Here is a 25,074-nt window from a genome sequence, read left to right as displayed (position 1 = left end):
CTATTGATACATCTCGGGCACTTCGTAACGCAGGCCGTAATGGGCATAGATGGTTTTGAGACTACCGTCGCGGATCAACCCTTCCAGCGCTTCTTCCACCGCATAAGCCAGCTGCCGGTTGCTCTCATGCACCGCCATGCCGATTTCCCAACGTTGCTTGCCCATGTTCGGGTAAGCATTTTCGGCCAATGCCAGTTGCGGATCGGCTGCCTCATGCAGTTGCCAGTCGATCTCCCCGCGCATGGCCATGACCGCGTCGACCTGCCCGGCCCGCATGGCCTTGAACGCCTGGCCTACGCCGGGGAAGTGATGGGTCCTGGCGCTGAGCATGCCGTTGAACACCGAGGTCAGGTAGAACGACGGCACGCTGTCGACTTCAACGCCAATGGGGTGCTGCTGGAATACCGCGACACTGCCTACGCTTTCAAGCCGGCGGCGGTCGTACGCCACTTGCCAGCACTCCTGCTGATAAGGCCCGAACATGGCGACCTGGGCGTTTTCCAGTTCACCGATGTCGTTGCGCTTTTGTACGTAGTCGCGATCGTAAGGCACGCGCATCATCAGGTCGGCCAGTTGCCGACCATGCAGGGCACTGCTGCGCCAGATGTAATCGCGCAGGTCGTCATCGAGCTTTTCGCCGGGCGGCGCCCAGATCAATCGCAGGCGCACGCCAAGGGCTTTGGCCAGGGCCTGGGCCAACTCCACGTCCACGCCCCGGGGCTGGCCGTGGTCTTCGAAGCTATAGGGGGCAAAATCCTTATACACCGCCACTTTCAGCTCGCCGGCGGCGATCATTTCGTCGTAGTTACGCACCTGTGCCTGAACCGTCTGGCCACACAGCAACAGGCTGCAGAATATCCACGCGAACAGGCGCATGGCGATCACTCCTCGACGTGCACGCTGTCGAGATAGGTGCGCACCGCCCACAAGGCTTCCTGGCTTAAGTAGTCCGCCATTTTCGGCATGTAGACCCGGCCGTCGCGCACCGCGCCGTGACGCACGCGCTCGACAAACCACTCATCTCCGGCTTCGGCGGCGTCCAGCATGCGCAGATCCGGCGCAATCCCACCGGACTTGGCTTCCAGGCCGTGGCACGCGGCGCAGTTCTGGTTGTAGGCCGAGGCGCCGATTTCCACCGCTTTGTCTCGCTCGGGAGAACTGCGGTAAGGGTTCTGGGCGAGCCAACCATCGCCATCTGTTGGCAGGCCGGTGTCCTTGATCGGGGTCAGCCCTTTGGTTTCCACTGCCTGGGGCACTACGTTGCCATGGGCCCACACGGAGCCTGCGCCGGTCAGCCCTATCAGCAATGCGGTAGCGATGATGGCGTTGCGTTTTGTTGTCATTGTTATGCCCTCGAATTTGCACGCAAGACCTCTCTACAGAGGCCGTGCCGTCATCTTAGGAACGCCTGCACCCCAGCCGAATGCTGCTTTGGTGGCCGCACTCTAGTTCCTTGGTAGCGGGTCATCCGGCGCGGTTCGCAAAGACAGCCGGTTCGGGAAGTCTTCCCGGCAAGGGCGGGACTTTTTCCGTATCGGTAGAGCCCTGACGCGACCCAACCTAGTCAGGCCAAAACCTCACTGGGAATGCCCACCATGACAATAAAAACGCTCCCCGCCCTCTCTTCCCTGACCGTGGCCTTGCTGCTGGCCGGCAGCCTGTCCCTGACTCCGCAGGCGAACGCCGCAGTCACCTGGGAAGACATCGCCAACGACCACCTGACCACCCGCGACGTATTGCAATACGGCATGGGCACCAACGCCCAGCGCTGGAGCCCGCTGGCCCAGGTCAATGACAAGAACGTGTTCAAGCTCACGCCGGCCTGGTCTTATTCATTCGGCGACGAAAAGCAGCGCGGCCAGGAGTCCCAGGCCATCGTCAGCGACGGCGTGGTGTACGTCACCGGCTCTTACTCGCGGGTGTTCGCCCTCGACGCCAAGACTGGCAAACGCCTGTGGACCTACAGCCATCGGCTGCCGGACAACATTCGCCCGTGCTGCGACGTGGTCAATCGGGGCGCGGCCATTTACGGCGACAAGATCTACTTCGGCACGCTGGATGCGCGGGTGGTCGCCCTGAATAAAAACACCGGCAAAGTGGTGTGGAACAAGAAGTTCGGCGATCACGCGGCCGGCTACACCATGACCGGAGCCCCGGTGCTGATCAAGGACAAGACCAGCGGCAAGGTGCTGTTGATCCATGGCAGTTCCGGGGATGAGTTCGGCGTGGTCGGGCAACTGTTCGCCCGGGACCCGGACACCGGTGAAGAAGTCTGGATGCGGCCTTTCGTCGAAGGCCACATGGGCCGTCTCAACGGCAAGGACAGCACGCCGACCGGCGATGTGAAAGCACCGTCCTGGCCCGACGACAAAACCACCGAAACCGGCAAGGTCGAGGCCTGGAGCCACGGCGGCGGCGCACCTTGGCAGAGCGCCAGTTTCGACCCCGAAACCAACACCATCATCGTCGGCGCCGGCAACCCGGGGCCATGGAACACCTGGGCGCGCACGGCCAAGGATGGCAACCCGCAGGATTACGACAGCCTCTACACCTCCGGCCAGGTGGGCGTCGACCCGAGTACCGGCGAGGTGAAGTGGTTCTACCAACACACACCCAACGATGCCTGGGATTTCTCCGGCAACAACGAGCTGGTGCTGTTCGACTACAAAGACAAGGACGGCAAGCTGGTCAAGGCCACCGCTCACGCCGACCGCAACGGTTTTTTCTACGTCGTGGACCGCAACAACGGCAAGCTGCAGAACGCCTTCCCTTTCGTCGACAACATCACCTGGGCCAGCCACATCGACCTGAAGACCGGCCGCCCGGTGGAAAATCCAGGTCAGCGTCCGGCCAAGCCACTGCCGGGTGAAACCAAGGGCAAACCGGTGGAAGTCTCACCGCCTTTCCTGGGTGGCAAGAACTGGAATCCCATGGCCTACAGCCAGGACACCGGGCTGTTCTACGTGCCGGGCAACCAGTGGAAGGAGGAATACTGGACCGAAGAGGTTAACTACAAGAAAGGCTCGGCCTACCTGGGCATGGGCTTTCGCATCAAGCGCATGTATGACGATCACGTCGGCAGCCTGCGGGCGATGAACCCCACCACCGGCAAGGTGGTCTGGGAACACAAAGAAGCCTTGCCGCTGTGGGCCGGGGTGCTCGCCACCAAGGGCAATCTGGTGTTCACCGGCACCGGCGACGGCTTCTTCAAGGCCTTCGACGCCAAGACCGGCCAGGAATTGTGGAAGTTCCAGACCGGCAGCGGCATCGTCTCCCCGCCCATCACCTGGGAACAGGACGGCGAACAGTACATCGGCGTGACCGTCGGCTACGGCGGCGCCGTGCCGTTGTGGGGCGGCGACATGGCCGAGCTGACCAAGCCGGTGGCCCAGGGCGGGTCGTTCTGGGTGTTCAAGATTCCGAGTTGGGATAACAAGGTGGCCCGCCAATAACCCTTGCGGGAGCGAGCCTGCTCGCGATAGCGGTGGTTCAGTTGGCAGTGATGTTGAATGTACCGCCGCAATCGCGAGCAGGCTCGCTCCCACAGTTAACTCGAGTTCCTGCCATGAACTATCCACTGGTTTTATTGATCGTGTTCGCCGCAAATGCCAGCGCCGACGACCTCGACATGCCCCTGACCATCAACGGCTGCATCATCGCCGAGTCCAGCCAATGCCCCGGCGCCGACCTTCGCGGGGCCCGGCTGGCCAACCAGGACCTGCGCAAAATGAACCTCAGCGGTGCCGACCTGCGGGGCGCCGATTTGCGCCATGCGCGGCTGGACCTGGCCAATCTGGAAAAGGCTCGTCTGCAAGGCGCCAACCTGACCCGTGCCAGCTTGCAGCAAAGCAACCTGCGCCTGGCGGACTTCAGTGGGGCCACGCTCAAGGCTATCCAGGGCTGGGGCCTGTTTGCCCAGGGCGCGCAGTTCCAGAAAGCCGACCTGAGCGCCGCGTATCTTCAATTCGCCCGGCTGTCCGGCGCCCGAATGCACGAAACCAACCTGCAAGCCGCCGACCTGGAAATGGCCTGGCTGAGCAAGGCAGACCTCAAGGGCGCCGACCTGCGCGACGCCAACCTGCAGGAAGCCAAGCTTGGCGAAAGCAACCTGGAAGACGCCAACATGAGCGGTTCACGCCAGCATTACGGGAATTTTCAGGATGCGAATATGCAAGGGTGTACGGGTTGCCCGACGACTTGGGATTAGTACCCATTCAAGGACCGACACAGATCCCGTGGCGAGGGAGCTTGCTCCCGCTGGGCTGCGCAGCAGCCCCCATCCAGACAACTCAATCTTCCTGATGCACCGAAGCGATTGGTATTGGGGCTGCTTCGCAGCCCAGCGGGAGCAAGCTCCCTCGCCACAGTTGTGTATTGCTTTCAAGGATGGGATTCACCCCGCCACCCGCACCACGCCCATGTCGATCCCCAGGTGCACCAGTTCGGCATGGGAGCTGACCTGCAGCTTGCTCTTGAGCAGCGTCAAGTGATTGGACACGGTCTTGGCGCTGATGCACAGCTGTTCGGCAATGGTGCGCGCCGGGGTGCCCCTGGCGAGCATGACGAAGATCTCCAGCTCGCGCTGGGTCATGCATTGCAAGCGCGGGTCGGTGTCGTGTCGGGTACTGGCGCAGGCCAACTGGGTGGCCAGGGCTTGTTCGATGTAGGCATGGCCGGCCAGCACCCGGCGCACGGCCTCCACCAGTATCTGGGGTGCCGAATTCTTGGTCAGGTAGCCCGCAGCACCGGCGTCCAGCGCCTGACGGACCAATGGCAGTTCATCGTGCATGCTGAAGAACAGCACCCGCAGTTGCGGCAGGCGCTGGCGCAGGCGCCGGGTGGTTTCCAGCCCGCTGATACCGGGCAGGCCGAAGTCCATGATCACCAGATGAGGCACCTGCTCCAGCACTTGGCTCAACGCCTCTTCACCGGTGGCGGCTTCGCGCACTTGCAGCTCCGGCATCAGCGCCCGCAATAGGCTGGCATAGCCCTGCCGAACCACCGCATGATCGTCGACCAACAAGATGTTCATCACGCCTCCAGGGGAATATTCAAGGCCAGCGCCCAACCGGCACCGGGCTGGCTGATGATGCGCAGTTCGCCACCCAGGCTGCGGGCGCGCTCGGACATCGAGTGCAGGCCAACGCCCGCTCGATGGGGCCCGGTCGCTCCTCGACCGTTGTCACGCACCAACACCCGCAAACGCCCGGCCCGATGGTGCAGGCGAATCCGCACCTGCGTGGCGCCGGCATGCCGGACGACATTGGTCAGCGCTTCCTGCAACAGGCGATACAGGTGGGTCTTGTTCGAGCCCGACAACGGCGGCAACGGCGCCTTGATCCGCAGCTGACAGGCGATGCCCTGGTTTTGTTGCCACTGAGCCACCAGCAGCTCGATGGCCTCGGACAGCGGCAGGTGCTGAAGCACCACCGGATACAGGTCTTGCACCAGCGCACGGAATCCCTGTTGCAGATGCTCGCAATGATCCTCGAGCTGGCTGACGGTCTGCTCCAGCATCGACGGCTGATCGATCACCAGCCGCAGCAAGCATGCCCGGGCGCGGATCCCTGCCACGTATTGGCCCAGGTCATCGTGCAGGGTCCGAGCCAGCTGCGTGCGTTCCTGCTCCTGCACAGCCAGCAGGGCTTGAGTAAGCCGGGTGTTATCGGCCTGCGCCTGAGTCAGGGCAGCGGTCATGCGATTGAAATGCACCGCCAATTGCCGGGCCTCCGGGATAGCATCAGCGGCCAGCCGCACCTGCAGATCGCCGGCGCAGACCTGACGCAAGGCCCGCAGCAATTCATCGAGCAATCCCATACCCCGGCGCACCGCCCAGCGGATCACCAACAGGCTGACCAACAGCGCCAGCGCACAGACGCCGAGCAGTTGCACCAGGGAATCGAGGACTTCTTCGATTTCGTCCCGAGGATCGACCGCGATCCAGGCCCGGCGACCGTCGCGCAAATCCACCACCGCGGCAGCCGGAGCGTCGCCCAGTAACCAGCGACCAAGCCAGGCGGTTACCCCGCCCTCGCTGTTCCCCGGCTGCACCTGCCCCTCCGCCAACCAGTGCACCCGCACATGACGCAGACTGCCGGTCAGCCGCGACTGGAGACTGGCCGGGTTGCGCTCGGCGGTTTCACTCAGGTAATGCACCACGGACTCGGCCGATTGCAGCTCGCGTTTCACATCGGCCGTGGCTTGATGCAGCAACAGGACCGCACAAGCCAGGGTTACCAGGGCGAAAAACGCCGTCACCCAGAGGTTGATTCGCCAGAGGGCCGACATGGTTAGCGGCCCATTCCCTGGCCGGCACAGAACCCCGGTGGGAGCGAGCCTGCTCGCGATGAGATCGGCACATTCAACAGCGCTGTCGACTGAACCACCGCTATCGCGAGCAGGCTCGCTCCCACAGGGGAACCTCTGTGCTCGCAGGTTTTGTGTTCGCGGCAGCTCTTTGGTTTGCCAGACAACCGATCCACGCCAATCAGACTCAAGATCAGCAACAACGGCAGCAGCAGGGCTTTGAGAATCCGCACGGTCTGTCCGCTCCCGATGAATGACGATGACTGGCATCCTAAAACCCCGGCGTCGACAGCGGGTTACTACCTTGGTACTGGCCCGGCGGTACTTTCTGCATATTTCCCCCTGGACACAGGCTTCCTATGCTGGCGCTACCCGCAAATGGAGGTGTTATGCGCCGGCTCGTCAGTTACGCCTTGATCCCTTTGCTCGCAGCGGCCAGCGCCGGGTTGCCGGTCGCCGCCCAGGCTGGCGACGGCGCGCCGCTGCAAGTGCGCATCGGCTACCTGGGTTACCGCCCCGACCCGGGCCCGCTGCTGTCCAACGTCATTGAAGAGCCCGCCGATGCCGGGCTGCGCGGGGCGCAGTTGGCGATTGTCGACAGCAACAGCACCGGGCGTTTTCTCAAGCACGATTACCAACTGCAAAGCGCCAGCGTCGACAGCCCCGAAGCCTTGCTCCAGGCCGCCCGAGCGCAGCATGACCAGGGTCTGCGGTTGTTTGTGGTCAACGCGCCATCCGCCAGCCTGCGCCAACTCAGTGCCGCCCTGCCCGACAGCCTGCTGTTCAATGCCGGCAGCGCCGACGACAGCCTGCGCACCACCGATTGCCTGGGCAACGTGCTCCACAGCCTGCCCGACCGGGCGATGCTCGCCGATGCCCTGGTGCAGTTCAGCGTCGTACGCAAATGGCGGCGGGCATTACTGATCGTCGGCCAGACGGCCGAGGACCAGGCCTATGCTGCTGCGCTACGACGAGCCATGAAGCGTTTCGGCATGAAGGTCGTCGCGCAAAAAGACTGGCAGTTCGACAACGACCAGCGCCGCAGCGCCCAGGCCGACATGCCTTTGTTCACCCAGACCGCCGAATACGACGTGGTGCTGGTGGCCGACGAGCGCGGCGACTTCGGCGAATACGTGCCCTACCAGACCTGGTACCCGCGTCCGGTGGCCGGCACGCAAGGCCTGACCCCCACCGCCTGGCACAAGACCGTGGAAACCTACGGCGCGGCACAGCTGCAAAAACGCTTTGAAGCCCTGGCCGGGCGCTGGATGAATGATCGTGATTTCGCCGCCTGGATCGCCGTGCGCAGCATCGCCAGTGCCGTGAGCAAACTGCGCCAGGACGACCCATTGGCCATCCGCCAACTGGCCCTGAGCGAGCAATTGCCGCTGGACGGTTTCAAGGGGCGCAAGCTCAGTTACCGGCCGTGGAACGGGCAACTGCGCCAGCCGATTCCCCTGGTTCAGCCGCGGGCGCTGGTGAGCACCTCGCCCCAGGACGGTTTTCTGCACCCTACCAACGAAATGGACAGCCTGGGCTACGACCGGCCCGAAGTGAGCTGCCGCTACCCCTGATCCCTTCAAGAACAACAATAAGGAAACCGCCATGCGCCGCCCCCTGCTTGACCCGACCCGGTTCCAACCTGCCCTGCTTTGCCAGACCCTCACCCTGGCGGCGGCGTTGTTGGTCGCCGGACCCGCCGCCGCCAGCATCGCCTGGGTTTCCAATGAGAAAGACAACAGCCTGAGCCTGATCGACATGCAGAGCCTGGAGGTCATCGAGACCCTGCCGGTGGGCCAACGCCCCCGAGGCCTGTTGCTGTCCCACGACAACCGCCTGCTGTACATCTGCGCCAGCGATTCGGACCGGGTCCAGGTGATGGACGTCGCCACCCGCAAGATCATCAAGGAATTGCCCTCCGGCAAGGACCCGGAACAGTTCGCCTTGCACCCCAATGACCGCTGGCTCTACGTGTCCAACGAAGACGATGCCCTGGTGACCGTGATCGACACCCAGACTTCCGAGGTGCTGGGACAGATCGGCGTCGGCGTCGAGCCCGAAGGCATGGCCGTCAGCCCCGATGGCAAATGGGCGGTCAACACCAGTGAAACCACCAACATGCTGCACTGGATCGACACCAGCACCCAGACCTTGGCCGACAACACACTGGTGGACCAACGGCCGCGTTTCGTCGAGTTCAGTCGTGACGGTTCGCAGCTCTGGGCCTCGGCGGAAATCGGCGGCACGCTGACGATTCTCGATGTCGCCAGTCGCCAGGTGCTCAAGACGCTGACGTTCCAGATCAAGGGCGTTCACCCCGACAAGGTACAGCCAGTGGGCATCAAGCTCAGCGCCGACGGCAAACTCGCCTTCGTCGCCCTGGGCCCGGCCAATCACGTCGCCGTCATCGATGCCAAGACCTTCGAAGTGCTGGATTACCTGCTGGTGGGGCGGCGCGTCTGGCAACTGGCATTCACCCCCGATCAACGCCAACTGCTGGCAACCAATGGCGTCAGCGGCGATGTGTCGGTGATCGACGTGCAGAGCCGCAAAGTGCTCAAGTCGGTGAAAGTCGGGCGTTACCCCTGGGGTGTAGTGGTGACGCCATGAACGCCCTGGAAGTCAGCGACCTGAGCTTCGCCTACGGCGCGCGCGAAGCCCTCAGGCAGGTGAGTTTCAACTTCGCAGCCGGGCGCTTCGCCGCGTTGCTGGGCCCCAATGGCGCCGGCAAATCGACGCTGATTGCTTTGCTCACGCGCCTGTATGACGTGCAGCGTGGTGAGGTCCGGGTCGGCGGCCATTCGTTGCAGACCTCGCCGCGGCCGGCCTTGCGCCAATTGGGTGTGGTGTTCCAACAGAGCACCCTGGACCTGGACCTGAGTGTCGAGCAGAACCTGCGTTACCACGTCGCGCTGCATGGCCTGTCGCGGCGCCAGGGCAGTGTGCGCATCGACGCGGAACTGGCCCGCCAGCAGTTGACCGAGCGGCGCCACGAACGGGTGCGCGCCCTGAATGGCGGCCATCGTCGCCGGGTGGAAATCGCCCGGGCGCTGCTGCATGAACCGCGCCTGTTACTGCTCGATGAACCCAGCGTTGGCCTTGACCCGGCCAGCCGGCTGGCCCTGAACCAACACGTCCGCCAGTTGTGCCACGAGGGCATCAGCGTGCTGTGGACCACGCACCTGCTGGACGAAGTACAGCCCAGCGACGATCTGCTGATCCTGCATCAAGGCCGCCTCGTCGCCAGCGCACGCGCCGACGCCGTGAGCCAGGCACACGGCGGCACCCTCGGTTCGGCCTTCACCCACCTGACCGCAGCGGGAGTTCACTCATGAACGCGTATTGGCAATGCTTCAGCGGCATCGTGGTGCGTGAATGGCTGCGTTTCGTGCTACAACGCACGCGCTTTCTCAGTGCCCTGGTGCGGCCGCTGCTGTGGCTGCTGGTGTTCGCCGCCGGCTTTCGTGCGGCACTGGGCATCGCCATCATTGCCCCCTATGACACCTACATCCCTTATGAGGTGTACATCGTGCCTGGCCTTGCCTGCATGATCCTGTTGTTCAATGGCATGCAGGGTTCGCTGTCGATGGTCTATGACCGGGAAATGGGCAGCATGCGCGTGCTGCTCACCAGCCCCCTGCCGCGGGCCTTCCTGCTGGCGAGCAAGTTGCTGGCAACCTCGCTGATCTCGTTGTTGCAGGTCTACGCATTTCTCGCCATTGCCTGGCTGTACGGCATCCAGCCACCGGCCATGGGCCTGCTGCTGGCGTTTCCGGCGCTGCTGCTGGTGGCCCTGATGCTCAGCGCCCTAGGCTTGCTGCTGTCCAATGCCATCCGGCAACTGGAGAACTTTGCCGGGGTGATGAATTTCGTGATCTTCCCGATGTTCTTCCTGTCCTCGGCACTGTATCCATTGTGGAAAATGCTGGAGGCCAGCCCTTGGCTGTACTGGCTGTGCGCGGTGAGTCCGTTCACCCATGGGGTGGAGCTGGTGCGTTATGCGTTGTATGAACGGTTCAATCTGCTGGCGATGGTGGTGTGCGCGGGCTTGACCCTGGTGTTCGCACTACTGGCGGTGTGGACCTTCAATCCGCAGCATGCGGCGTTGCGCAAAGCAGGCTGATTGCACGACGAATATCCCTTGTGGGAGCGAGCCTGCTCGCGATAGCGGTGGTTCAGTTGGCAGAGACGTGACTGACGCACCGCTATCGCGAGCAGGCTCGCTCCCACAGGGGATTGTGCATGACCTAGGTTTCACGCTTGTCTTTGAGCTCGAAATTACTACTTTAGTACCGGTTTTCCTGTCTATGGTCGCATTCACAAGACCTCGACCCTGGCATGTAATGGGCGCATAACAAAAAGGATAAATTCCCATGCCCCGTTTGCTGGTGATCGTCTTGCTGGGCCTGTGGCTGAATGTCGCCCAGGCTGACACTGCGCTGTTCTCCGCGCAGGGCTATCGCATTGCCCAGTACCGCAGCCCGACGCCCGCCACCGTCGATGGCGCAAAGACACTCGATACCCAGGCACTGCAACAACTGATGGGGCAAACGCCATCTGCGATCCTGATCGACGTCTATCGCCGCCCCTGGCTCCAGGGACGCTTCATCGACAACGAGCCCCACGCCAACCTCCCCGGCAGCCTGTGGCTGGCCAATACCGGCGACGGCGAACTCGACCCGACCTGGCAGGATTACTTCAACCATCACCTGGGGAAAGCCACGGGCGGGCGAGCGGATCAACCGCTGGTCTTTTATTGCCGATCTGATTGCTGGTTGAGCTGGAACGCGGTAAAACGCGCCGCCGCCATGGGCTATAAACAGTTGTATTGGTACCGCGACGGCCTCGACGCCTGGGAGGCGGCCCGCCTGCCCTTGCAAGCGGCGCGGCCCGAACCCTTTCCCTGATTTCAATGAGTGCGTGCCCCCGCTCCACCCACACGACAATAACGAGGTGAATGGCCATGTATAAGATCCTGATAGCCGACGATCACCCACTGTTTCGCGAAGCCATCCACAACGTCATCAGCGACGGTTTTCCTGGCAGCGAGGTGATGGAAACCGCCGACCTGGACAGCGCCCTGGCGTTGACCCGCGAGCACGACGACCTCGACCTGATCCTGCTGGACCTGAACATGCCCGGCATGCACGGCCTCAATGGCCTGATCAACCTGCGCAACGAGGCGCCGACCATCCCCGTGGTGATCGTCTCCGCCGAACAGGACAAACAGGTGGTGCTGCAAGCCATTACCTACGGCGCGGTGGGGTTCATCACCAAGTCCTCGCCGCGCTCGCAGATGACCGACGCCATCGAGCAGATTCTCAACGGCAACGTGTACCTGCCACCGGACATCATCCGCACGCAGAAAAGCCCGATGGGCCGCCGCCTGAACGAAACCCCGGCCTTTGCGCCCGAGCTGCTGCAGGCACTGACCCGTAAACAATTGCTGGTGCTGGAACGCATGACCAAGGGCGAGTCGAACAAACAGATCGCCTACACGCTGGAGATCGCCGAAACCACGGTCAAGGCTCACGTCTCGGCCATCCTGCGCAAGCTCAATGTGCACAATCGGGTGCAAGCGATTCTCAGTGCCGGGGATATTGATTTCGGGGCTTATCTGCGTCGTTGAACCGCTGACACACATCCCTGTGGCGAGGGGATTTATCCCCGCTGGGGCGCGAAGCGCCCCCAAACCCAGGCACCTCGGTGAGTCAGGCTTACTCAGTAAGCTGGATGGGGCTGCTTCGCAGCCCAGCGGGAGCAAGCTCCCTCGCCACAGAAGCGGTTCGGCTCAATGACTCTTGGGCCCACTCAACAAATGACTCATCGCAATCTTCAGTTTCATCGGCCGCACCGGCTTGTGCATCAGGGTGTGGCCGCGTTCGCGGATCTGCTGCTTGAGTTCGTTGCTGTAGTTGGCGGTGATCATCATGGCCGGGATCGCCGAGGCCCGGCGGGCGTTGATCCGGGCCACGGCGTCGACGCCGTTCTGCTCGTTGTCCAGGTGATAGTCGGCAATCAGCAGGTCGGCCTCGGCATGGTAATTGTCCACCTGGCGCGCCAGGTCCTGCTCCGACAGCGCAGTCACCACCCGACAACCCCAACCTTCGAGCAACGTACGCATGCCGGCGCAGATGGCCGCGTCGTTATCCAGCACCCAGACCCGGGCCCCGCGCAAGCGCTCAAGCATCGGTTCGCTCATCTCCAGGCTCGGCAACGGCTTGGGCGCGGTGGCGCTCAGGGGCACGTCGATGGAGAACACCGAGCCCTTGCCCGGCCATGAACGCACCTGGATCCGGTGCCCAAGGATCCCGGCGATTTTCTCGACGATCGCCAGCCCCAGGCCCAACCCTCGATCCTGATCCGGGCGCTGCACATCGCCGCGCTTGAACTCCTGGAAGATCTCTTCAAGACGGTTTTCGGCAATGCCGATGCCGCTGTCCCAGACCTGGATGGACAAGCGCTGACGGTGCCGGCGACAGCCCAACACCACCCGCCCGCTGGGGGTATAGCGAATGGCATTGCTCAGCAGATTGCGCAGGATCCGCGCCAGCAACTGCATGTCGCTGCGCACCAGGGCCGAACACGGCACAAAGTGCAGTTCCAGCCCCTCACTGCGCGCCACCTGGACGTATTCGGCGGCCAGGTTGTCGAGCAACTCGCTGAGGGCGAACGGCGCGATATCGGCCTTGATCACCCCGGCATCGAGCTTGGAAATGTCCACCAGCGTGCCCAACAGGTTTTCCACGTCCTGCAGCGAGTGGCTGACGTTGCGCACCAGTTGCGCGTTCGCTACCGGCTCACGGCGCTCGAGCAAAGCGCTGGTGAACAGCCGCGCGGCGTTGAGCGGTTGCAGCAGGTCATGGCTGACCGCCGCGAGGAATTTGGTTTTCGACAGGTTGGCCTGCTCGGCCTCGCGCTTGGCCTCGCGCAAGCGCAACTCCACCCGGCTGCGCTCGTCGATTTCGCGCAATAGCTGGTCATTGAGGGTGGTCAGTTCGGCGGTGCGTTCCTGGACGCGCTGTTCCAGGTTCTGGTAGGCCTGGTGCAGCGCCTCGGCGGTGCGACGCCGCTCGGTGATGTCGCGGATCAGCACGAAGATTCCCACTACTTCACCATTGGCCAGCCGATTGGGCACGTAGGAACGCAGCATATAGCGTTCCTGGTTGTTGATATTGGTCTCGGCAAACTCGAACGTCACACTCTCACCGGCCAAGGCCCGGGCCACGTAGGCCTCCAGGCGCTGGTAATGCTGTTCACTGTGGGCCTCGCGCAGGCTCTGGCCGAGCATCACGCCACGGGGCCAGCAATACCATTGCTCGTAGACTTTGTTGGTAAATTCGTAGACCAAGTCGGCATTGAGGTAGGCGATCAGCGCCGGCACATGGTCGGTGATCAGGCGGATCCAGCGTTCGCTTTCACTCAGGGCCTCGGCGTGCTGGTAGCGCTCGGTGATGTCGGTGAAGGTGTTGACGTAGCCGCCGGTGGGTAGCGGATGGGTGCGAATCTCCAGGACCCGGCCATCCGACAGGCGCTGCTCGCTTTCGTGGATGAGCCGGCCATTGCTGTCGCGACTGGCCGGGGTCAGCAGTTGCAGTTCACTGTCGGCGATCACCTCGGAAAACGGCCGATGGGCCGCCACTGGCGCCAGACCGCTGAGTTCCAGGAAGCGACGGTTCCACAACTCCAGCACACCCTGGGCATTGACCATGGCCACGCCCTGGGAAAGGTTGTCCACGGCCCGTTGCAACAAGTGCGATTTCTGCGCGATGGCCTGTTCGCGACGCACGGTTTCACTGAGTTTGACGTCGGTGATGTCGGTAAACAGAATCACTCGACCGCCTTCCTGGGTTGGTCGTTCGCTGACTTGCAGCCAGCGCCCGTTCTGCAAGCGGTAAAGCACATGCTCGTCGGCCTGGCCACGCGGCTCTTCGCTGAACAACCCGTTGGCGGTCATCAGTCGCTTGACCTCGGAAATGCGCATCCCGGCGATGATACGCACGCGGCTGTGGGCCCAGAATGCCTTGAAGCGGCTGTTGAACAGGACGATGCGCTGTTGTTCGTCGAACAGCACAAATGCATCGGAAATGCTCTCAATGGCATCGATCAGGTGCCGGTGGGCGGTTTCCGCGCGCAGCCGCGCTTCGCCCAGCAGGTGATTACCGGCCTTGAGTTCGGCCATGGCCTGGTTCAGGGCATCGGTGCGCTCGCGAACCTGCTCGGCCAGCACCACTGAATGCTGGAACGCCGCATACGGGTCGTTGCCCCGGGTCACGCCGGACTCCACCCGTTCGATCAGTGCGTCGTTGATCCGCCGCAGTTTGCGGTTTTCGTGCTGCAGGCTGGCGATCTGCGCCTGCAGGTCAGCGATGGCCGGGGACGCGATGGCGGGCAATGGCAACTCCGGTGAAGGTCTGGTTGATGTGCATGCCATTGAACTGCTCTCCGTAGGTGTTGAAGCCCATCACGCGATGGTCGCGCAGGAACTGGCCGATCTGCTCCAGGCCACCGCGATCTTCCAGTTCCATGCGCCTGAGAAAACAGTCACAGCCGATGGTCAGCAGCAAGTCACCCAGGCGCCCCTGCAAGCCGCTGAACAGTTCTTGCAGGTTGTGCAGCAAAGGGCCCGGGGTCATCGCCGTGAGCACGATGCCGTTCTCCACCGCACAGTAAAAACTCAGGCTCAGGTCTGGGTGCACCTGCTGGATCGCCCGCACGTAATACTGGTCGTTGATGCGCACCGCCAGCGGATGGGCGGCGAAGACCCGGTAGTTCAACGCGTTCACCGGCACACCGATGTGCCGGGCATATTCCTCGGCGGCGGGCTCGGCATTGAGCTCGTAGACACGCCGCGAGGTGCTGTCGGCCCCGGTCACGACCAACTTCTCCTCCCGAGGCAGGATGTGATGGGTGGTGAACACCTCGAAATCCAGCCAGGTGTTGATCAGCACCACCACTGCCGCGCCGCTGTGGAACTGACCTTCGTAGTACACGTGGGTGTGAGTCAGGTAGTTGTCGTCGCCGGCCGAACCGCCGAAATGCGGAATGTCCCCCAGCGCCGCGCTCAACGCCGCCAGCACCATCTCCTCGCGACTGGACAACCCATCGAGCAAGGTCAGGGCAAAACTGTGGCCCTTGATCGGCGCCAGCGCATTGCTGCGGCAACCGCTGGCCAGTCGTTCGACCATCTGCTGGGCGTCGATCAGGCTGAAGTGCTCCATTTCCCCGATCAGCTCGGCAGCGATGGAAAAATGCCGATGATCGAAACCCACCGCTGTGACGCAGTTGCGGCCATAACCTTGACTGGTGATTTCTCCGGCGCTGGTGCAGCCCACCAGGCGAATCCCGCCGAAGCTCTGGGAGAGCGCCTGGCCAAGAGCCGGCAAGTCGTATTCAGCGGAGCAGAAAAACAGCACGAAGCCCAAGTGCGGGTGCAGCAACTGCCGCGCCAGCTCCTGGGCAACCTGCTGGACGTTCGTTGCCTGGGACATGGCGCTTATCACACCTTCGCTCTGGGCCTTTAGCATCTTCGCCTCCGACGGGTGCGTGACAGAAGCCTTGAGTGTACGAAGCGGCGCCCGACTCACGAATGCTACTTGGGTAGCGGGTAGACGCTTCCATGGGAGGAGAACAGTGGCGGCCCCTGCCGCGATGCGCACGGCAGGGACCACCACAAAAACCCCCGGGCTTCGGCTGGAATGCTCCTGTGGTGAGGGGATTTATCCCCTCACCACAGGGTTGTGCATAGCTGCCGATGGTTCCTCTTTACCAAGTCAACACCGCCCCCACCGCAAAGGTGTCGGTGTCTTCGTTCTGGGCGCTGGTGTCGTGGCCGTTGATTTCGAACTGGTTGTACTCGGCCACGAGTTTGAGGTTGTCGTTGACGTCATGGAACAGTGCGATGCCGCGGGTTTCATAGTCGGCGCCGCTGCCCACCACGCCATTACCGTCGTCCTCGGTCTTGCCGTAGGACAGCGCCAGACGGTTCTTGCCCAGTTTGTAGGAGCCCTGCAACAGGTAGCCGGTGCTGTCGACATTGCGCAACGTCGCTTCGCCAGCGTTGTTGGTGAAGAACGGGTTGATACCCTTGGCCTGGAACCCGGAACCGGTGAGCGACAGGCCGCCCATCTTCGCCTGTACGCCATAGCCCAGGCCTTTGGAGGTCACTGAGTCGACCGTGGTGTCGGTGTTGTCCGAGGTCTGGTAGCTGCCGTTGAGCCAGCTGTAGATCTTCGCCCCACCCAGGTCGAACTGGTAGGTCACCTCACTTTCAGTACGCGGATTTTCCTGGTAGGCCTTGCCGGTGGCGCTGCTGTCGTTGGTGTCTACCGGGTCCATGATGCCCACCGCCACCCGCAGCCCATCCATCACCGGCGTACGGTAGGTGATCTGCGAAGTCGGGAACGGATATGGGTAGCCGCTGCCGATGTTGCCGAACGACACCCCGCCGCCGTCCACCAACCCGAGGGTGTCGCTGACCTGCCCGTAACCGGCCAGTAACTCGTCCAGCAGAATGTTGGAACGGGCGAACAGACCGAAGTCCTTGCCGACCAGCACTTCACCCCACTGCGGATTGGCGACGGTGCCGTAGAACTGCCGCACGTCGATGGCGGTGTCGGTGCCGTTGGTTTCGCTGTCGTTGATGGTCACCCAGAACGAGGCACGGGCGCCAAGCTTGAGGTCATCGACCTGCTTGCCCATGTTGAAGCCCAGGTAGTTGGGCAAGAAGCCCATCTTGACCCGCGCCTGCCGACGGTCGAACTGCTCCCCTGCCCGGTCAACATCGCTATTGACGTAAAAGGCGTTGATATAGCCGTCGGTGGAAAAGGTGGTCTGGTCCTTGTCGTACAGCATGATTTCAGCCTGGGCCCACGACGTCAGGCTAAGGCTCGAAAGGCCGGCGATGACCGCAGGCAAAAAACGGTGGCGAGTATTTTTATTGTTGTGCATGGCGCGCTCCGCAACATGAGACGGGATGTCGGAGGCGATTATCGAAAGGCGACAGGCCGCGTCATACGCTGCCTTGGAGGCAATTGGCGGATGCTTTGGAGGCGCCGGCCCGGCGCGGCAGTTTGGGTGTAAGACTGCGATGTGACGGAGGGGCAATACTTAGGGCCTAACCCTGAAACTAAGGTGGGAGCGAGCCTGCTCGCGATGGCGGTGTGTCAGCCACCCTAAATGCTGCTGACCCAACGCCATCGCGAGCAGGCTCGCTCCCACAGGATCCTTGAATCAGAACCTCGGTTTGACGGTTTTCCAGTCCGGCTTGTAGCGCTGCATCTGCCGCACATCGTCGCGCTGGCGGATGCCGCAACTGAGGAACTGCTCATGCAGCTTGCCCAGTTGATCGCGGTCCAGCTCCAGTCCAAGCCCCGGCGCACGGGTGATTTTCACGCAACCATCGACAATCGGCAGCTTGCCGCCCTTGATCACCTCTTCATCCGGTTCCTGCCACGGGTAATGGGTGTCACAGGCGTAATCCAGGTTCGGCACCGAAGCCGCGACGTGGGCCATGGCCATCAGGCTGATGCCCAGGTGGGAGTTCGAATGCATCGACACGCCCAGGCCAAAGGTGTCGCACATTTTCGCCAGCGCCTGGGTGTCTCGCAGCCCGCCCCAGTAATGATGGTCGGCCAAGACGATCTGCACACTGTTCAACGCCACGCTGCGACGGAACTCGTCGAAATCGGTGACCACCATATTGGTCGCCAGCGGCAGGCCCGTGCGCTTGTGCAGTTCGGCCATGCCTTCGAGCCCTGGTGTAGGGTCTTCGTAATATTGCAGGTCATCGCCCAGCAGCTCGGCCATGCGAATGGAAGTTTCCAGCGACCAGTTGCCATTGGGATCGATGCGCAGCGGGTAGCCGGGAAACGCCTGCTTCAACGCCTTGATGCAGGAAACCTCGTGCTCCGGCTCCAGGGTGCCAGCCTTGAGCTTGATACTCTTGAAGCCGTAGTCCTGGATCATGCGCCGGGCCTGGGCGACGATCTGCTGTTCGTTGAGCGCCTCGCCCCAGCTGTCCGGCGGATACGGCGAATCGACGTGCTCGGCGTACTTGAAAAACAGATAGGCGCTGAACGGGATCTCATCCCGAATCGCCCCGCCCAGCAGATCCACCAGCGGCACGTTCAGGTAATGGGCTTGCAGGTCCAGGCAGGCCACTTCAAACGCTGAGTAAGCATTGCTCACCGCCTTGCTCGCATGGGAACCCGGCGCCAGCTCCGCACCGGCAACGCTGGCGGGCCGGTGGGCGGCCACGGTGGCCTGGACGATGGCCCGCAACTGGTTGAGGTTAAACGGGTCCAGCCCGATCAACTGGCTTTGCAGTTGCTGCTGGATCGCCAGGGCAGGCGCATCGCCGTAACTCTCGCCCAGGCCGATGTAACCGTTGTCGCTCTCGATCTCGATGATCGAACGCAACGCGTAGGGCTCATGAATGCCGCTGGCGTTGAGCAGCGGCGGATCGCGAAAGGCGATGGGTGTGACGGTGACGCGGGTGATCTTCATGCAGCGGCTCCGATCATTGTTTTTGTAGAGAACGGGCCGATGATGGACGGAGGGTATTGTTCCCGTCTAATCTAACTTGGCACTTGATTGATACCTGGATTGAATCAATGTTTGAACTGGCCCAGCTACGCTGCTTCACTACGGTGGCGACCGAACTCAACTTCCGTCGCGCCGCCGAACGTCTGAACATGACCCAGCCTCCGCTGAGTCGGCAGATCCAGTTGCTGGAACATCACCTGGGTGTCGAACTGTTCACCCGCAGCACTCGCAGCGTGGCGCTCACCGCCGCCGGACGGGCGTTTTTCATCGAAGCGCAGAACCTGCTGGAGCAGGCGCAACAAGCCGCCGTGGCCGCCAAGCGGTTTGCCCAGGGCGACATCGGCTCAGTCACCATCAGCTTCGTCGGCAGCGCGGTGTATGAGTTTCTACCCAAAGTCATCGCCGAAGCCCGCTTGAAGCAACCCCAGGTAAAAATCGTTCTGTCGGAGATGAACACCTACCAGCAACACGAGGCCCTGCGCGCTCGCCGCATCGACCTGGGGATCGTCCGCTCGCCACTGCTGGAAACCGGCTACGCCACCGAGTGCCTGGTGCGCGAACCGTTCGTCCTGGCTGTGCCCGTCGGGCATCCCCTGGCCAGTGCCGATTCGGTGGGCGTCGAAGATCTCGACGGTGAACCCTTCCTGATGTATTCCCACTCCGCCTACCCACCTTTCAACGAACTGCTCACAGGCATGCTGCGCTCGGCCCGCGTTGCACCGCAGTTCGTGCAATGGCTGGGGTCGTCGCTGACGATCCTGGCGCTGGTCAACGCCGGCATGGGTCTGGCACTGGTGCCCCGGTGTGCCACCAGCGTGGTGTTCAGGCAGGTGGTGTTTCGTGAGATCGATCTGGGTGAAGGGGTACAAAGCGAGTTGCACCTGATATGGCGCCAGGACAATGACAACCCGGCGTTTGCCATGTTGCTGGAGGGCATTCGCGGGGCGGTTCGCGAGGGTCTCTGAATCTGAAGCCTACCGATGTCGCCCTCCGCAGTGACCAAACTTGACGACCTATTCCCGTCACTCCAAACAAGTTGTACGATGACAGACGAGATCAGCCGAAAACGCTAATCCGCTCCGATACCTACAAAAATAAGGAAATACCCATGAAAAAAGCCACATTGGTCATCAGCTTTCTGTGCCTGTTCAGCGGCTACGTCGCGGCTGCCTCTTCATCGGCCGAGCAGGAAGTGGCCCAGGCCGTCGACCATCTGACCCAAGCCATGCTGCACAAAGACATCCCACAACTCCAGGCACTGGCCGCCGAAAACCTGACCTACGGGCACTCCAGCGGGAAGATTCAGGACAAGAAAGCCTTCATTGCCGACATCGAAACCGGCAAGAGCGCGTTCAAGACCCTGGAGATGAAGGATCAGAAAATCACCCTGTCAGGCGATGTGGCCCTGGTGCGTCACCACTTCTCCGCGCAAGCGCTCAAAGGCACCGAAGTGGTTCCGACGGAAATTGAGAACTTTCAGATCTGGCAGAAGCAGAAGAATGGCAAGTGGCTGCTGATTGGGCGGCAGGCGTTTCGGTTCTGAGCTAAAAATCTCCGTGGGCGCCGTTAGTTAACGTGAAGCGGCAGGGATTCAATGTGGCGAGGGGATTTATCCCCTCGCCACAGGTCACCGTTACTTCAATCCGCCGCCCACTGCTCCCGGTACTGCAGCAGGAAATCGACAAAGGCGCGCACCCGCTGCGGCACGTACCGACCGTGGGGATACAGCAAGGTGAACGGACGTGAGCGCCCCGCGAAAGGCGCAAGTACCTCCACCAATTGCCCGTTGGCCAGCTCCTGCTCCACGATGAATTTGTAGGTCTGGAACAAGCCGGCGCCATGTTTGGCCAGCGTCACGCCGCCGAGCACATCGTCCGAACAGCAATAACCCCCTTCGCCGAACACCTCCTTTTCCTTGCCGTCGACATTGAACAACCAGGAAATCCGCCGCCCGCTGCTGGGCAGCTCGAACTGGATGCACTCGTGATCGTCCAAGTCTTCAAGGACCTGCGGCGTGCCGGCCTTGCGCAAGTAATCCGGGGCCGCGACCACCACCAGTTTCGCGTCTTCCAGCAGCCGAGCGATCATCGATGAGTCGGGTTGCGCTCGCACCCGGATGGCGAGGTCATAACCTTCGGCAACGAAATCGATGTTTCGATTGCTCAGGTGCAGGTCCACCGTCACTTGCGGGTACAGCGCCCGAAAGGCCGGCAGCAAGGGCAGGATGCGGTGATGACCGTAGGTGGTGGGCAGGCTGATGCGCAGTTGCCCGGACGGCACCGATTGCGCGCCCATCATTTCCTGTTGCGCCTCCACCAGTTGCGTCAGCGCTTGCCGGCATTGCTCGAAATAGGTCCTGCCGGCTTCCGTCAGCCGAATGCTGCGTGTGGTGCGCACGAAAAGACGCGAACCCAGACGCTCCTCCAGACGGAAAATCGAGCGACTCACCGCCGCCGGAGTCACACCGGCAAGCTGGGCCGCCGCGGTGAAACTCCCTGCCTCCGCCGCCAGGCAGAACAGTTCTATGCTGCCCAACTGCAGGTCTTCGAAATGACGCTTCATGATTCGTTACACCGCGTATCAACTGAAAGTTCCAGACACCTGTTTATCAGCCGCAGGCGTATAAATATAGTGGCCCCCGTGGCGCGGGAACCTCCTGCGCTCATTTCTCATCAGCAGGAGTGCATCATGCCTTTCGTCAATGTGCGTATAACCCGCGACGGCGTCACTCGCGAACAGAAAGCCCAGGTCATTTCCGAGATCACCGAAACCCTGCAACGGGTGCTGGGCAAGGACCCGCACTTGACCCACATCGTGATCGAGGAAGTCGACACCGATAACTGGGGTTACGCGGGTATGACGACGACGCAATACCGAAGCTTGCCCAAAGAGTGACGGTTCTACCTTCCCGAGCCCGGTCCAACTGACCGGGCTTTTTTGTGCCTGATGATTAACCCTGTGGGAGCGAGCCTGCTCGCGATGGCGATGGACCCGTCACATTGATGTTGGCTGGAATACCGTCATCGCGAGCAGACTCGCTCCCACATTGAATTAATTACATGACGTATCAACTCAAGTACCAGCCCCCGCATTTATCAAACCCAAGCGCATCAATACCCTGATCTCAACCACCGCCAACATCGGTGCAACGGTTTCAATTCAATTGATCAGGAGTCCAATCATGAGCCTCAACAAAACCGTCATCATCACCGGCGCCTCCAGTGGCATCGGCCTGGGTCTGGTCCAGGCGTTCCTGGATCGGGGCTATAACGTGGTGGGCAATGCCCGCTCTCAGTCCGGCCTGGACAGCGCGGCGCAACAGCTCGGCCATCCGGCGAACTTCATTGGCGTGGCCGGTGATATCGCTGACCCGGCGACTTCAACCCGTCTCATCAACAAAGCCATCGAAACCTTCGGGGCCGTGGACGGGCTGGTGAACAACGCCGGTTTCTTCCTGCCAAAACCTTTCATCGAATACAGCCCCCAGGACCTGGAAGCGCTGCTGGACACCAACCTCAAGGGTCTGGTCTACGCCAGCCAGGCGGCTGCCGCACACATGATCGGTCGTCAGCAGGGTTTCATCATCAACATCTCCGCCGCCGTGGCCCTGCAACCGAACATCCAGGTGCCGGCGGCGCTGCCGGTGTTGATCAAAGGCGGGGTCAACCAGATGACCCGTGCCCTGGCGCTGGAGCTTTCGCCCCACAACATTAAGGTCAACGCGGTCGCCCCCGGCATCATCGACACGCCCATGCATGACCCGGCGCACCGCGACTTCCTCAACAACCTGGCCCCGTCCGGTCGCGTGGGCACCATCGAGGAAATTGCCGAGGCCGTGTTGTACCTGGCGCGCGCTGATTTCACGACCGGCGCGATACTGCCGGTAGACGGCGGGATGAGCACGGGCAAGTGGTAAACAGGCAAGTGGTAAAAAGAAAAACCCCGCAGGCACAACCTCCGGGGTTTTCATGACGCCTGGAGTTCAGAGCGTATAGGAGATGCCGGCCTGCACGGTTCGCGGTGCACCTGGGTAGGCATAGACGTTACCGAAAGCGCCTTCTTCGTAGTCGGCGTCGAACAGGTTCTTCAGGTCCAGGTTGAGGCGGATCCGCTCGTTGACCTTGTAGTAGCCGAGCAGGTCCACCACCGTGTAGCTGTCCATGGAGAACGCAGTCGCCGCCGTCTGGCCGGCCCGTTCATCCACATACTTGGCGCCTAGTCCCAGGCCCAGCCCTTTGAGGCCGCCATCCTGGAACTCATAGACGTTCAACAGGCTGAAGGTGTTTTTGGGCACGTTGAGCAAGCGGGTGCCGGACGGGATATTGATGTCCTTGGTCACTTCGGCATCCACATACGCGTAACCACCAATCACGCGCCACTCCGGCGTCAAATTGCCCGCCATGTTCAGGTCAAAACCACGGCTGCGCACTTCGCCAGCGGCCACGCTGAAGGTGGAATCCACTGGGTCAGTGGTGAGCACATTACGTTTTTCGATCTGGTACACCGCCGCATCGACACTCAACTGACGATCCAAGGCTTCCCACTTGACCCCCATCTCATAAGACTTGCCCTCTTCCGGCTTGAACCCGCCGCCTTCGCGACTGGCACCGTTGTTGGGTTTGAACGAGCGTGCGGTATTGGCATAGACAGCCACGGTGTCGGTCAAATCGTAGATCACACCCAGGCGCGGGGTGACCGCGCTGTCGGTGACGTCCCAGTTCCGACTACCAGGCGGGGTCTGAGGGACGAAACTCTCGTACTGATGCTCGAACCGCTCAAAACGTGCCCCGGCCAACAGCTTCAAGCGCTCAGTCAGCGCCACCTGATCCTGCACGAATACGCCAAACGTCTTGAGGTTTTCCTGATCATCGGTGGGCGTGCGTGTCAGCGCCGGGCGTGGCTGGCCATACACCGGATCGAAGATATCGATCGGATAAGCACTGCTCCCCGCGGCGGAACGTTTGATGATGGACTGGTAGTCGTAGTCTTCATACTCGATGCCGGTAAACAGCGTGTGCTCGAACCCGCCAGTGGAAAAATGCCCGGTGAGGTTGAGTTGGGTGTCCCGGTCAGTCCACTCCAGCTTGCGATAGTTGAAATTGCGCCCCAGGGTACGCCCGTCGGCGGCGATACCGTTGCCTTCCACCGCGTTGCCCTGCAGGGTGCCGTCCAGCCATTGGGTACCGCCGGCCAAGGTCCAGTCGTCGTTGAGCATGTGCTCGAAACGCACCTGCAGCATGTTGTTGTCGTTGTGCAACTTGCCGGCGTCTTTTTCGCCGAAGAACGTATCGCGCGAGGCGGTGCCGCGCTGACCGGCGTAATGGGTCAGGCCACGGTCCAGCGGCGCATTGTTGCGCATGAAGTCGCCTTCGAAGGTCAGGCGCGTGGTGTCGTTGACCTGCCAGGTCACCACCGGCGCAATGCCGTAGCGTTCGGTCTCGACGTGGTCGCGGAACGTATCGCCGCCCTCGCCGATCACGTTCAGGCGATACGCCAGGCGCCCTTCTTCGTCCAGCGGGCCCGAGGCATCGAGGGTCCCGCGACGCATGCCCTGGTCGCTGACCTGGCTGCCCAGGGTCACCGTGCGTTCGGCCAATGGCTGCTTGGACACCACGTTGAAGGTGCCGCCTGGATCGCCGCGACCGTACAACATCGTCGCCGGGCCGCGCAGCACTTCCAGGCGCTCGATGGTGTTGGCATCTGGCATGTTCGGGTAACCGCGGTTGATCGGGAAACCGTTGCGGTAGAACTCGCCCGTGGTAAAGCCGCGGACCGTGAACGTGGTCAGGCCCTGGCCTCCGAAGTTGTTCGCCCTGCCGACCCCGCCGGCGTAATCGAGCGCGTCTTGCAGCCGGGTGGCGCTGAGGTCTTCCACCACGTCGCGCGAAACCACGGAAATCGACTGTGGGGTTTCATGAATCGCGGTGTCGGTACGTGTCGCGCTGGCCGAGCGGGTCGCGTGGTATCCCTTGACGGGCCCCTGCGCGGACTCGATATCCGAAAGACCCACGATGTCCGTGGCTTGCAGTTCCACCGGTGCGGAGGTTGCGGCCATGGGCTCGTCTGCCCACGTGGATACGGAATAAGCCTGGAGCACACACAGTGAAACGAGAATCCGACGCATCGATGCACAATCCTAACGAAAATACGTCAGCCCCCCAGAGGCCGACAAGAATGTGTCGCGAAAGATACAGCAACTCATTCTTGTTTGACACAAATTCC

Annotated in this window: 22 protein-coding genes; 12 read left to right on the top strand and 10 right to left on the bottom strand. The window is 62.0% G+C overall.

Translation table 11 applies throughout. The features are described 5' to 3' along the window. Entirely contained in the window at nt 1-876 is an 876-nt protein-coding gene (locus QOM08_RS11770; protein WP_047229004.1) for a substrate-binding periplasmic protein, read from the bottom strand. A gap of 5 nt (nt 877-881) precedes the next feature. Beyond that, nucleotides 882-1,343, bottom strand: coding sequence for a cytochrome c-550 PedF (gene pedF, locus QOM08_RS11765; protein ID WP_076385155.1), 462 nt, complete (start codon nt 1,341-1,343; stop codon nt 882-884). Nucleotides 1,344-1,595: 252 nt separating this feature from the next. Between pedF and exaA the strand changes: the two genes are divergently transcribed. Both exaA and QOM08_RS11755 read left to right on the top strand, forming a co-directional pair. Further along, a complete protein-coding gene (gene exaA / locus QOM08_RS11760; protein WP_047229002.1) occupies nt 1,596-3,452 on the top strand; it encodes a quinoprotein ethanol dehydrogenase in 1,857 nt (618 codons plus the stop codon). A gap of 113 nt (nt 3,453-3,565) precedes the next feature. Next, nucleotides 3,566-4,207, top strand: a complete 642-nt coding sequence (locus QOM08_RS11755) for a pentapeptide repeat-containing protein (protein WP_316912988.1) — start codon at nt 3,566-3,568, stop codon at nt 4,205-4,207. Nucleotides 4,208-4,393: 186 nt separating this feature from the next. Here QOM08_RS11755 and QOM08_RS11750 read toward each other — a convergent pair whose 3' ends face one another. After that, a complete protein-coding gene (locus QOM08_RS11750; protein WP_139050454.1) occupies nt 4,394-5,032 on the bottom strand; it encodes a response regulator transcription factor in 639 nt (212 codons plus the stop codon). Continuing rightward, nucleotides 5,032-6,288 (bottom strand): sensor histidine kinase, encoded by a 1,257-nt coding sequence (locus QOM08_RS11745; protein ID WP_316912987.1) that lies wholly within the window; start codon nt 6,286-6,288, stop codon nt 5,032-5,034. The genes QOM08_RS11750 and QOM08_RS11745 overlap by 1 nt, the downstream gene beginning before the upstream one ends. A 407-nt stretch (nt 6,289-6,695) precedes the next feature. On the opposite strand from QOM08_RS11745, the gene QOM08_RS11740 reads away from it, so the two are divergent. The 6 genes from QOM08_RS11740 (at nt 6,696) to QOM08_RS11715 (ending at nt 11,935) form a co-directional block, all read left to right on the top strand. After that, complete coding sequence (locus QOM08_RS11740; RefSeq protein WP_274090830.1) at nt 6,696-7,880, top strand: ABC transporter substrate-binding protein; 1,185 nt, start codon at nt 6,696-6,698, stop codon at nt 7,878-7,880. A gap of 31 nt (nt 7,881-7,911) precedes the next feature. Next, the gene (locus QOM08_RS11735) at nt 7,912-8,916 is read left to right on the top strand and encodes a YVTN family beta-propeller repeat protein (protein WP_047228996.1); all 1,005 of its coding nucleotides are present in this window, start codon (nt 7,912-7,914) and stop codon (nt 8,914-8,916) included. Continuing rightward, on the top strand, nt 8,913-9,641 hold the full coding sequence (locus QOM08_RS11730; protein WP_316912986.1) for an ABC transporter ATP-binding protein: 729 nt from the start codon (nt 8,913-8,915) through the stop codon (nt 9,639-9,641). Before QOM08_RS11735 ends, QOM08_RS11730 begins: the two co-directional genes overlap by 4 nt. Continuing rightward, nucleotides 9,638-10,429: an ABC transporter permease gene (locus QOM08_RS11725; RefSeq protein ID WP_076385171.1), complete on the top strand. Its 792-nt coding sequence runs from the start codon at nt 9,638-9,640 to the stop codon at nt 10,427-10,429. The genes QOM08_RS11730 and QOM08_RS11725 overlap by 4 nt, the downstream gene beginning before the upstream one ends. Before the next feature lie 250 nt (nt 10,430-10,679). Next, nucleotides 10,680-11,213, top strand: a complete 534-nt coding sequence (locus tag QOM08_RS11720; protein WP_076385173.1) for a PQQ-dependent catabolism-associated CXXCW motif protein — start codon at nt 10,680-10,682, stop codon at nt 11,211-11,213. 56 nt (nt 11,214-11,269) lie between these two features. Continuing rightward, nucleotides 11,270-11,935 carry a response regulator transcription factor gene (locus QOM08_RS11715; protein WP_047229013.1) on the top strand — a complete coding sequence of 222 codons (666 nt, stop codon included), beginning with the start codon at nt 11,270-11,272 and terminating at the stop codon, nt 11,933-11,935. 162 nt (nt 11,936-12,097) lie between these two features. On the opposite strand, the gene nahK is transcribed toward QOM08_RS11715, so the two are convergent. From nahK to QOM08_RS11695, 4 genes are all read right to left on the bottom strand, one after another. After that, nucleotides 12,098-14,740, bottom strand: a complete 2,643-nt coding sequence (gene nahK, locus QOM08_RS11710; RefSeq protein ID WP_080962912.1) for a hybrid sensor histidine kinase/response regulator NahK/ErcS' — start codon at nt 14,738-14,740, stop codon at nt 12,098-12,100. Continuing rightward, the gene (gene nosP / locus QOM08_RS11705; protein ID WP_047228991.1) at nt 14,670-15,833 is read right to left on the bottom strand and encodes a nitric oxide-sensing protein NosP; all 1,164 of its coding nucleotides are present in this window, start codon (nt 15,831-15,833) and stop codon (nt 14,670-14,672) included. The genes nahK and nosP overlap by 71 nt, the downstream gene beginning before the upstream one ends. A gap of 238 nt (nt 15,834-16,071) precedes the next feature. Further along, nucleotides 16,072-17,256 (bottom strand): porin, encoded by a 1,185-nt coding sequence (locus QOM08_RS11700; protein ID WP_316912985.1) that lies wholly within the window; start codon nt 17,254-17,256, stop codon nt 16,072-16,074. 282 nt (nt 17,257-17,538) lie between these two features. Beyond that, complete coding sequence (locus QOM08_RS11695) at nt 17,539-18,813, bottom strand: glucarate dehydratase family protein (RefSeq protein ID WP_047228989.1); 1,275 nt, start codon at nt 18,811-18,813, stop codon at nt 17,539-17,541. Nucleotides 18,814-18,920: 107 nt separating this feature from the next. On the opposite strand from QOM08_RS11695, the gene QOM08_RS11690 reads away from it, so the two are divergent. Together QOM08_RS11690 and QOM08_RS11685 are read left to right on the top strand one after the other, a co-directional pair. Then, nucleotides 18,921-19,817 carry a LysR substrate-binding domain-containing protein gene (locus QOM08_RS11690; protein WP_188251616.1) on the top strand — a complete coding sequence of 299 codons (897 nt, stop codon included), beginning with the start codon at nt 18,921-18,923 and terminating at the stop codon, nt 19,815-19,817. Nucleotides 19,818-19,960: 143 nt separating this feature from the next. Further along, nucleotides 19,961-20,395 carry a nuclear transport factor 2 family protein gene (locus QOM08_RS11685; protein ID WP_047228987.1) on the top strand — a complete coding sequence of 145 codons (435 nt, stop codon included), beginning with the start codon at nt 19,961-19,963 and terminating at the stop codon, nt 20,393-20,395. Nucleotides 20,396-20,490: 95 nt separating this feature from the next. On the opposite strand, the gene QOM08_RS11680 is transcribed toward QOM08_RS11685, so the two are convergent. Further along, a complete protein-coding gene (locus QOM08_RS11680) occupies nt 20,491-21,414 on the bottom strand; it encodes a LysR family transcriptional regulator (protein ID WP_274090827.1) in 924 nt (307 codons plus the stop codon). 126 nt (nt 21,415-21,540) lie between these two features. On the opposite strand from QOM08_RS11680, the gene QOM08_RS11675 reads away from it, so the two are divergent. After that, complete coding sequence (locus tag QOM08_RS11675) at nt 21,541-21,747, top strand: tautomerase family protein (protein ID WP_003202537.1); 207 nt, start codon at nt 21,541-21,543, stop codon at nt 21,745-21,747. A gap of 286 nt (nt 21,748-22,033) precedes the next feature. Continuing rightward, a complete protein-coding gene (locus QOM08_RS11670; protein ID WP_047228984.1) occupies nt 22,034-22,768 on the top strand; it encodes an SDR family NAD(P)-dependent oxidoreductase in 735 nt (244 codons plus the stop codon). Nucleotides 22,769-22,834: 66 nt separating this feature from the next. Here the strand turns inward: QOM08_RS11670 and QOM08_RS11665 are convergent, their stop codons facing one another. After that, nucleotides 22,835-24,976: a TonB-dependent siderophore receptor gene (locus tag QOM08_RS11665; protein ID WP_316912984.1), complete on the bottom strand. Its 2,142-nt coding sequence runs from the start codon at nt 24,974-24,976 to the stop codon at nt 22,835-22,837. Nucleotides 24,977-25,074: the final 98 nt, after the last annotated feature.

Origin of the sequence: Pseudomonas sp. P105, from assembly GCF_032614175.1 — a bacterium.
In the GTDB taxonomy this organism is placed as follows: Bacteria; Pseudomonadota; Gammaproteobacteria; order Pseudomonadales; family Pseudomonadaceae; genus Aquipseudomonas; species Aquipseudomonas rhizophila.
The sequence above is the reverse complement of the archived record's forward strand: the minus strand, read 5'-3'. Positions and strand labels throughout refer to the sequence as shown.

Coding starts and splice junctions, on each gene's coding strand:
- QOM08_RS11770 (WP_047229004.1), bottom strand. CDS start 876: ATGCGCCTGTTCGCGTGGATATTCTGCAGCCTGTTGCTGTGTGGCCAG.
- pedF (WP_076385155.1), bottom strand. CDS start 1,343: ATGACAACAAAACGCAACGCCATCATCGCTACCGCATTGCTGATAGGG.
- exaA (WP_047229002.1), top strand. CDS start 1,596: ATGACAATAAAAACGCTCCCCGCCCTCTCTTCCCTGACCGTGGCCTTG.
- QOM08_RS11755 (WP_316912988.1), top strand. CDS start 3,566: ATGAACTATCCACTGGTTTTATTGATCGTGTTCGCCGCAAATGCCAGC.
- QOM08_RS11750 (WP_139050454.1), bottom strand. CDS start 5,032: ATGAACATCTTGTTGGTCGACGATCATGCGGTGGTTCGGCAGGGCTAT.
- QOM08_RS11745 (WP_316912987.1), bottom strand. CDS start 6,288: ATGTCGGCCCTCTGGCGAATCAACCTCTGGGTGACGGCGTTTTTCGCC.
- QOM08_RS11740 (WP_274090830.1), top strand. CDS start 6,696: ATGCGCCGGCTCGTCAGTTACGCCTTGATCCCTTTGCTCGCAGCGGCC.
- QOM08_RS11735 (WP_047228996.1), top strand. CDS start 7,912: ATGCGCCGCCCCCTGCTTGACCCGACCCGGTTCCAACCTGCCCTGCTT.
- QOM08_RS11730 (WP_316912986.1), top strand. CDS start 8,913: ATGAACGCCCTGGAAGTCAGCGACCTGAGCTTCGCCTACGGCGCGCGC.
- QOM08_RS11725 (WP_076385171.1), top strand. CDS start 9,638: ATGAACGCGTATTGGCAATGCTTCAGCGGCATCGTGGTGCGTGAATGG.
- QOM08_RS11720 (WP_076385173.1), top strand. CDS start 10,680: ATGCCCCGTTTGCTGGTGATCGTCTTGCTGGGCCTGTGGCTGAATGTC.
- QOM08_RS11715 (WP_047229013.1), top strand. CDS start 11,270: ATGTATAAGATCCTGATAGCCGACGATCACCCACTGTTTCGCGAAGCC.
- nahK (WP_080962912.1), bottom strand. CDS start 14,740: ATGGCATGCACATCAACCAGACCTTCACCGGAGTTGCCATTGCCCGCC.
- nosP (WP_047228991.1), bottom strand. CDS start 15,833: ATGCTAAAGGCCCAGAGCGAAGGTGTGATAAGCGCCATGTCCCAGGCA.
- QOM08_RS11700 (WP_316912985.1), bottom strand. CDS start 17,256: ATGCACAACAATAAAAATACTCGCCACCGTTTTTTGCCTGCGGTCATC.
- QOM08_RS11695 (WP_047228989.1), bottom strand. CDS start 18,813: ATGAAGATCACCCGCGTCACCGTCACACCCATCGCCTTTCGCGATCCG.
- QOM08_RS11690 (WP_188251616.1), top strand. CDS start 18,921: ATGTTTGAACTGGCCCAGCTACGCTGCTTCACTACGGTGGCGACCGAA.
- QOM08_RS11685 (WP_047228987.1), top strand. CDS start 19,961: ATGAAAAAAGCCACATTGGTCATCAGCTTTCTGTGCCTGTTCAGCGGC.
- QOM08_RS11680 (WP_274090827.1), bottom strand. CDS start 21,414: ATGAAGCGTCATTTCGAAGACCTGCAGTTGGGCAGCATAGAACTGTTC.
- QOM08_RS11675 (WP_003202537.1), top strand. CDS start 21,541: ATGCCTTTCGTCAATGTGCGTATAACCCGCGACGGCGTCACTCGCGAA.
- QOM08_RS11670 (WP_047228984.1), top strand. CDS start 22,034: ATGAGCCTCAACAAAACCGTCATCATCACCGGCGCCTCCAGTGGCATC.
- QOM08_RS11665 (WP_316912984.1), bottom strand. CDS start 24,976: ATGCGTCGGATTCTCGTTTCACTGTGTGTGCTCCAGGCTTATTCCGTA.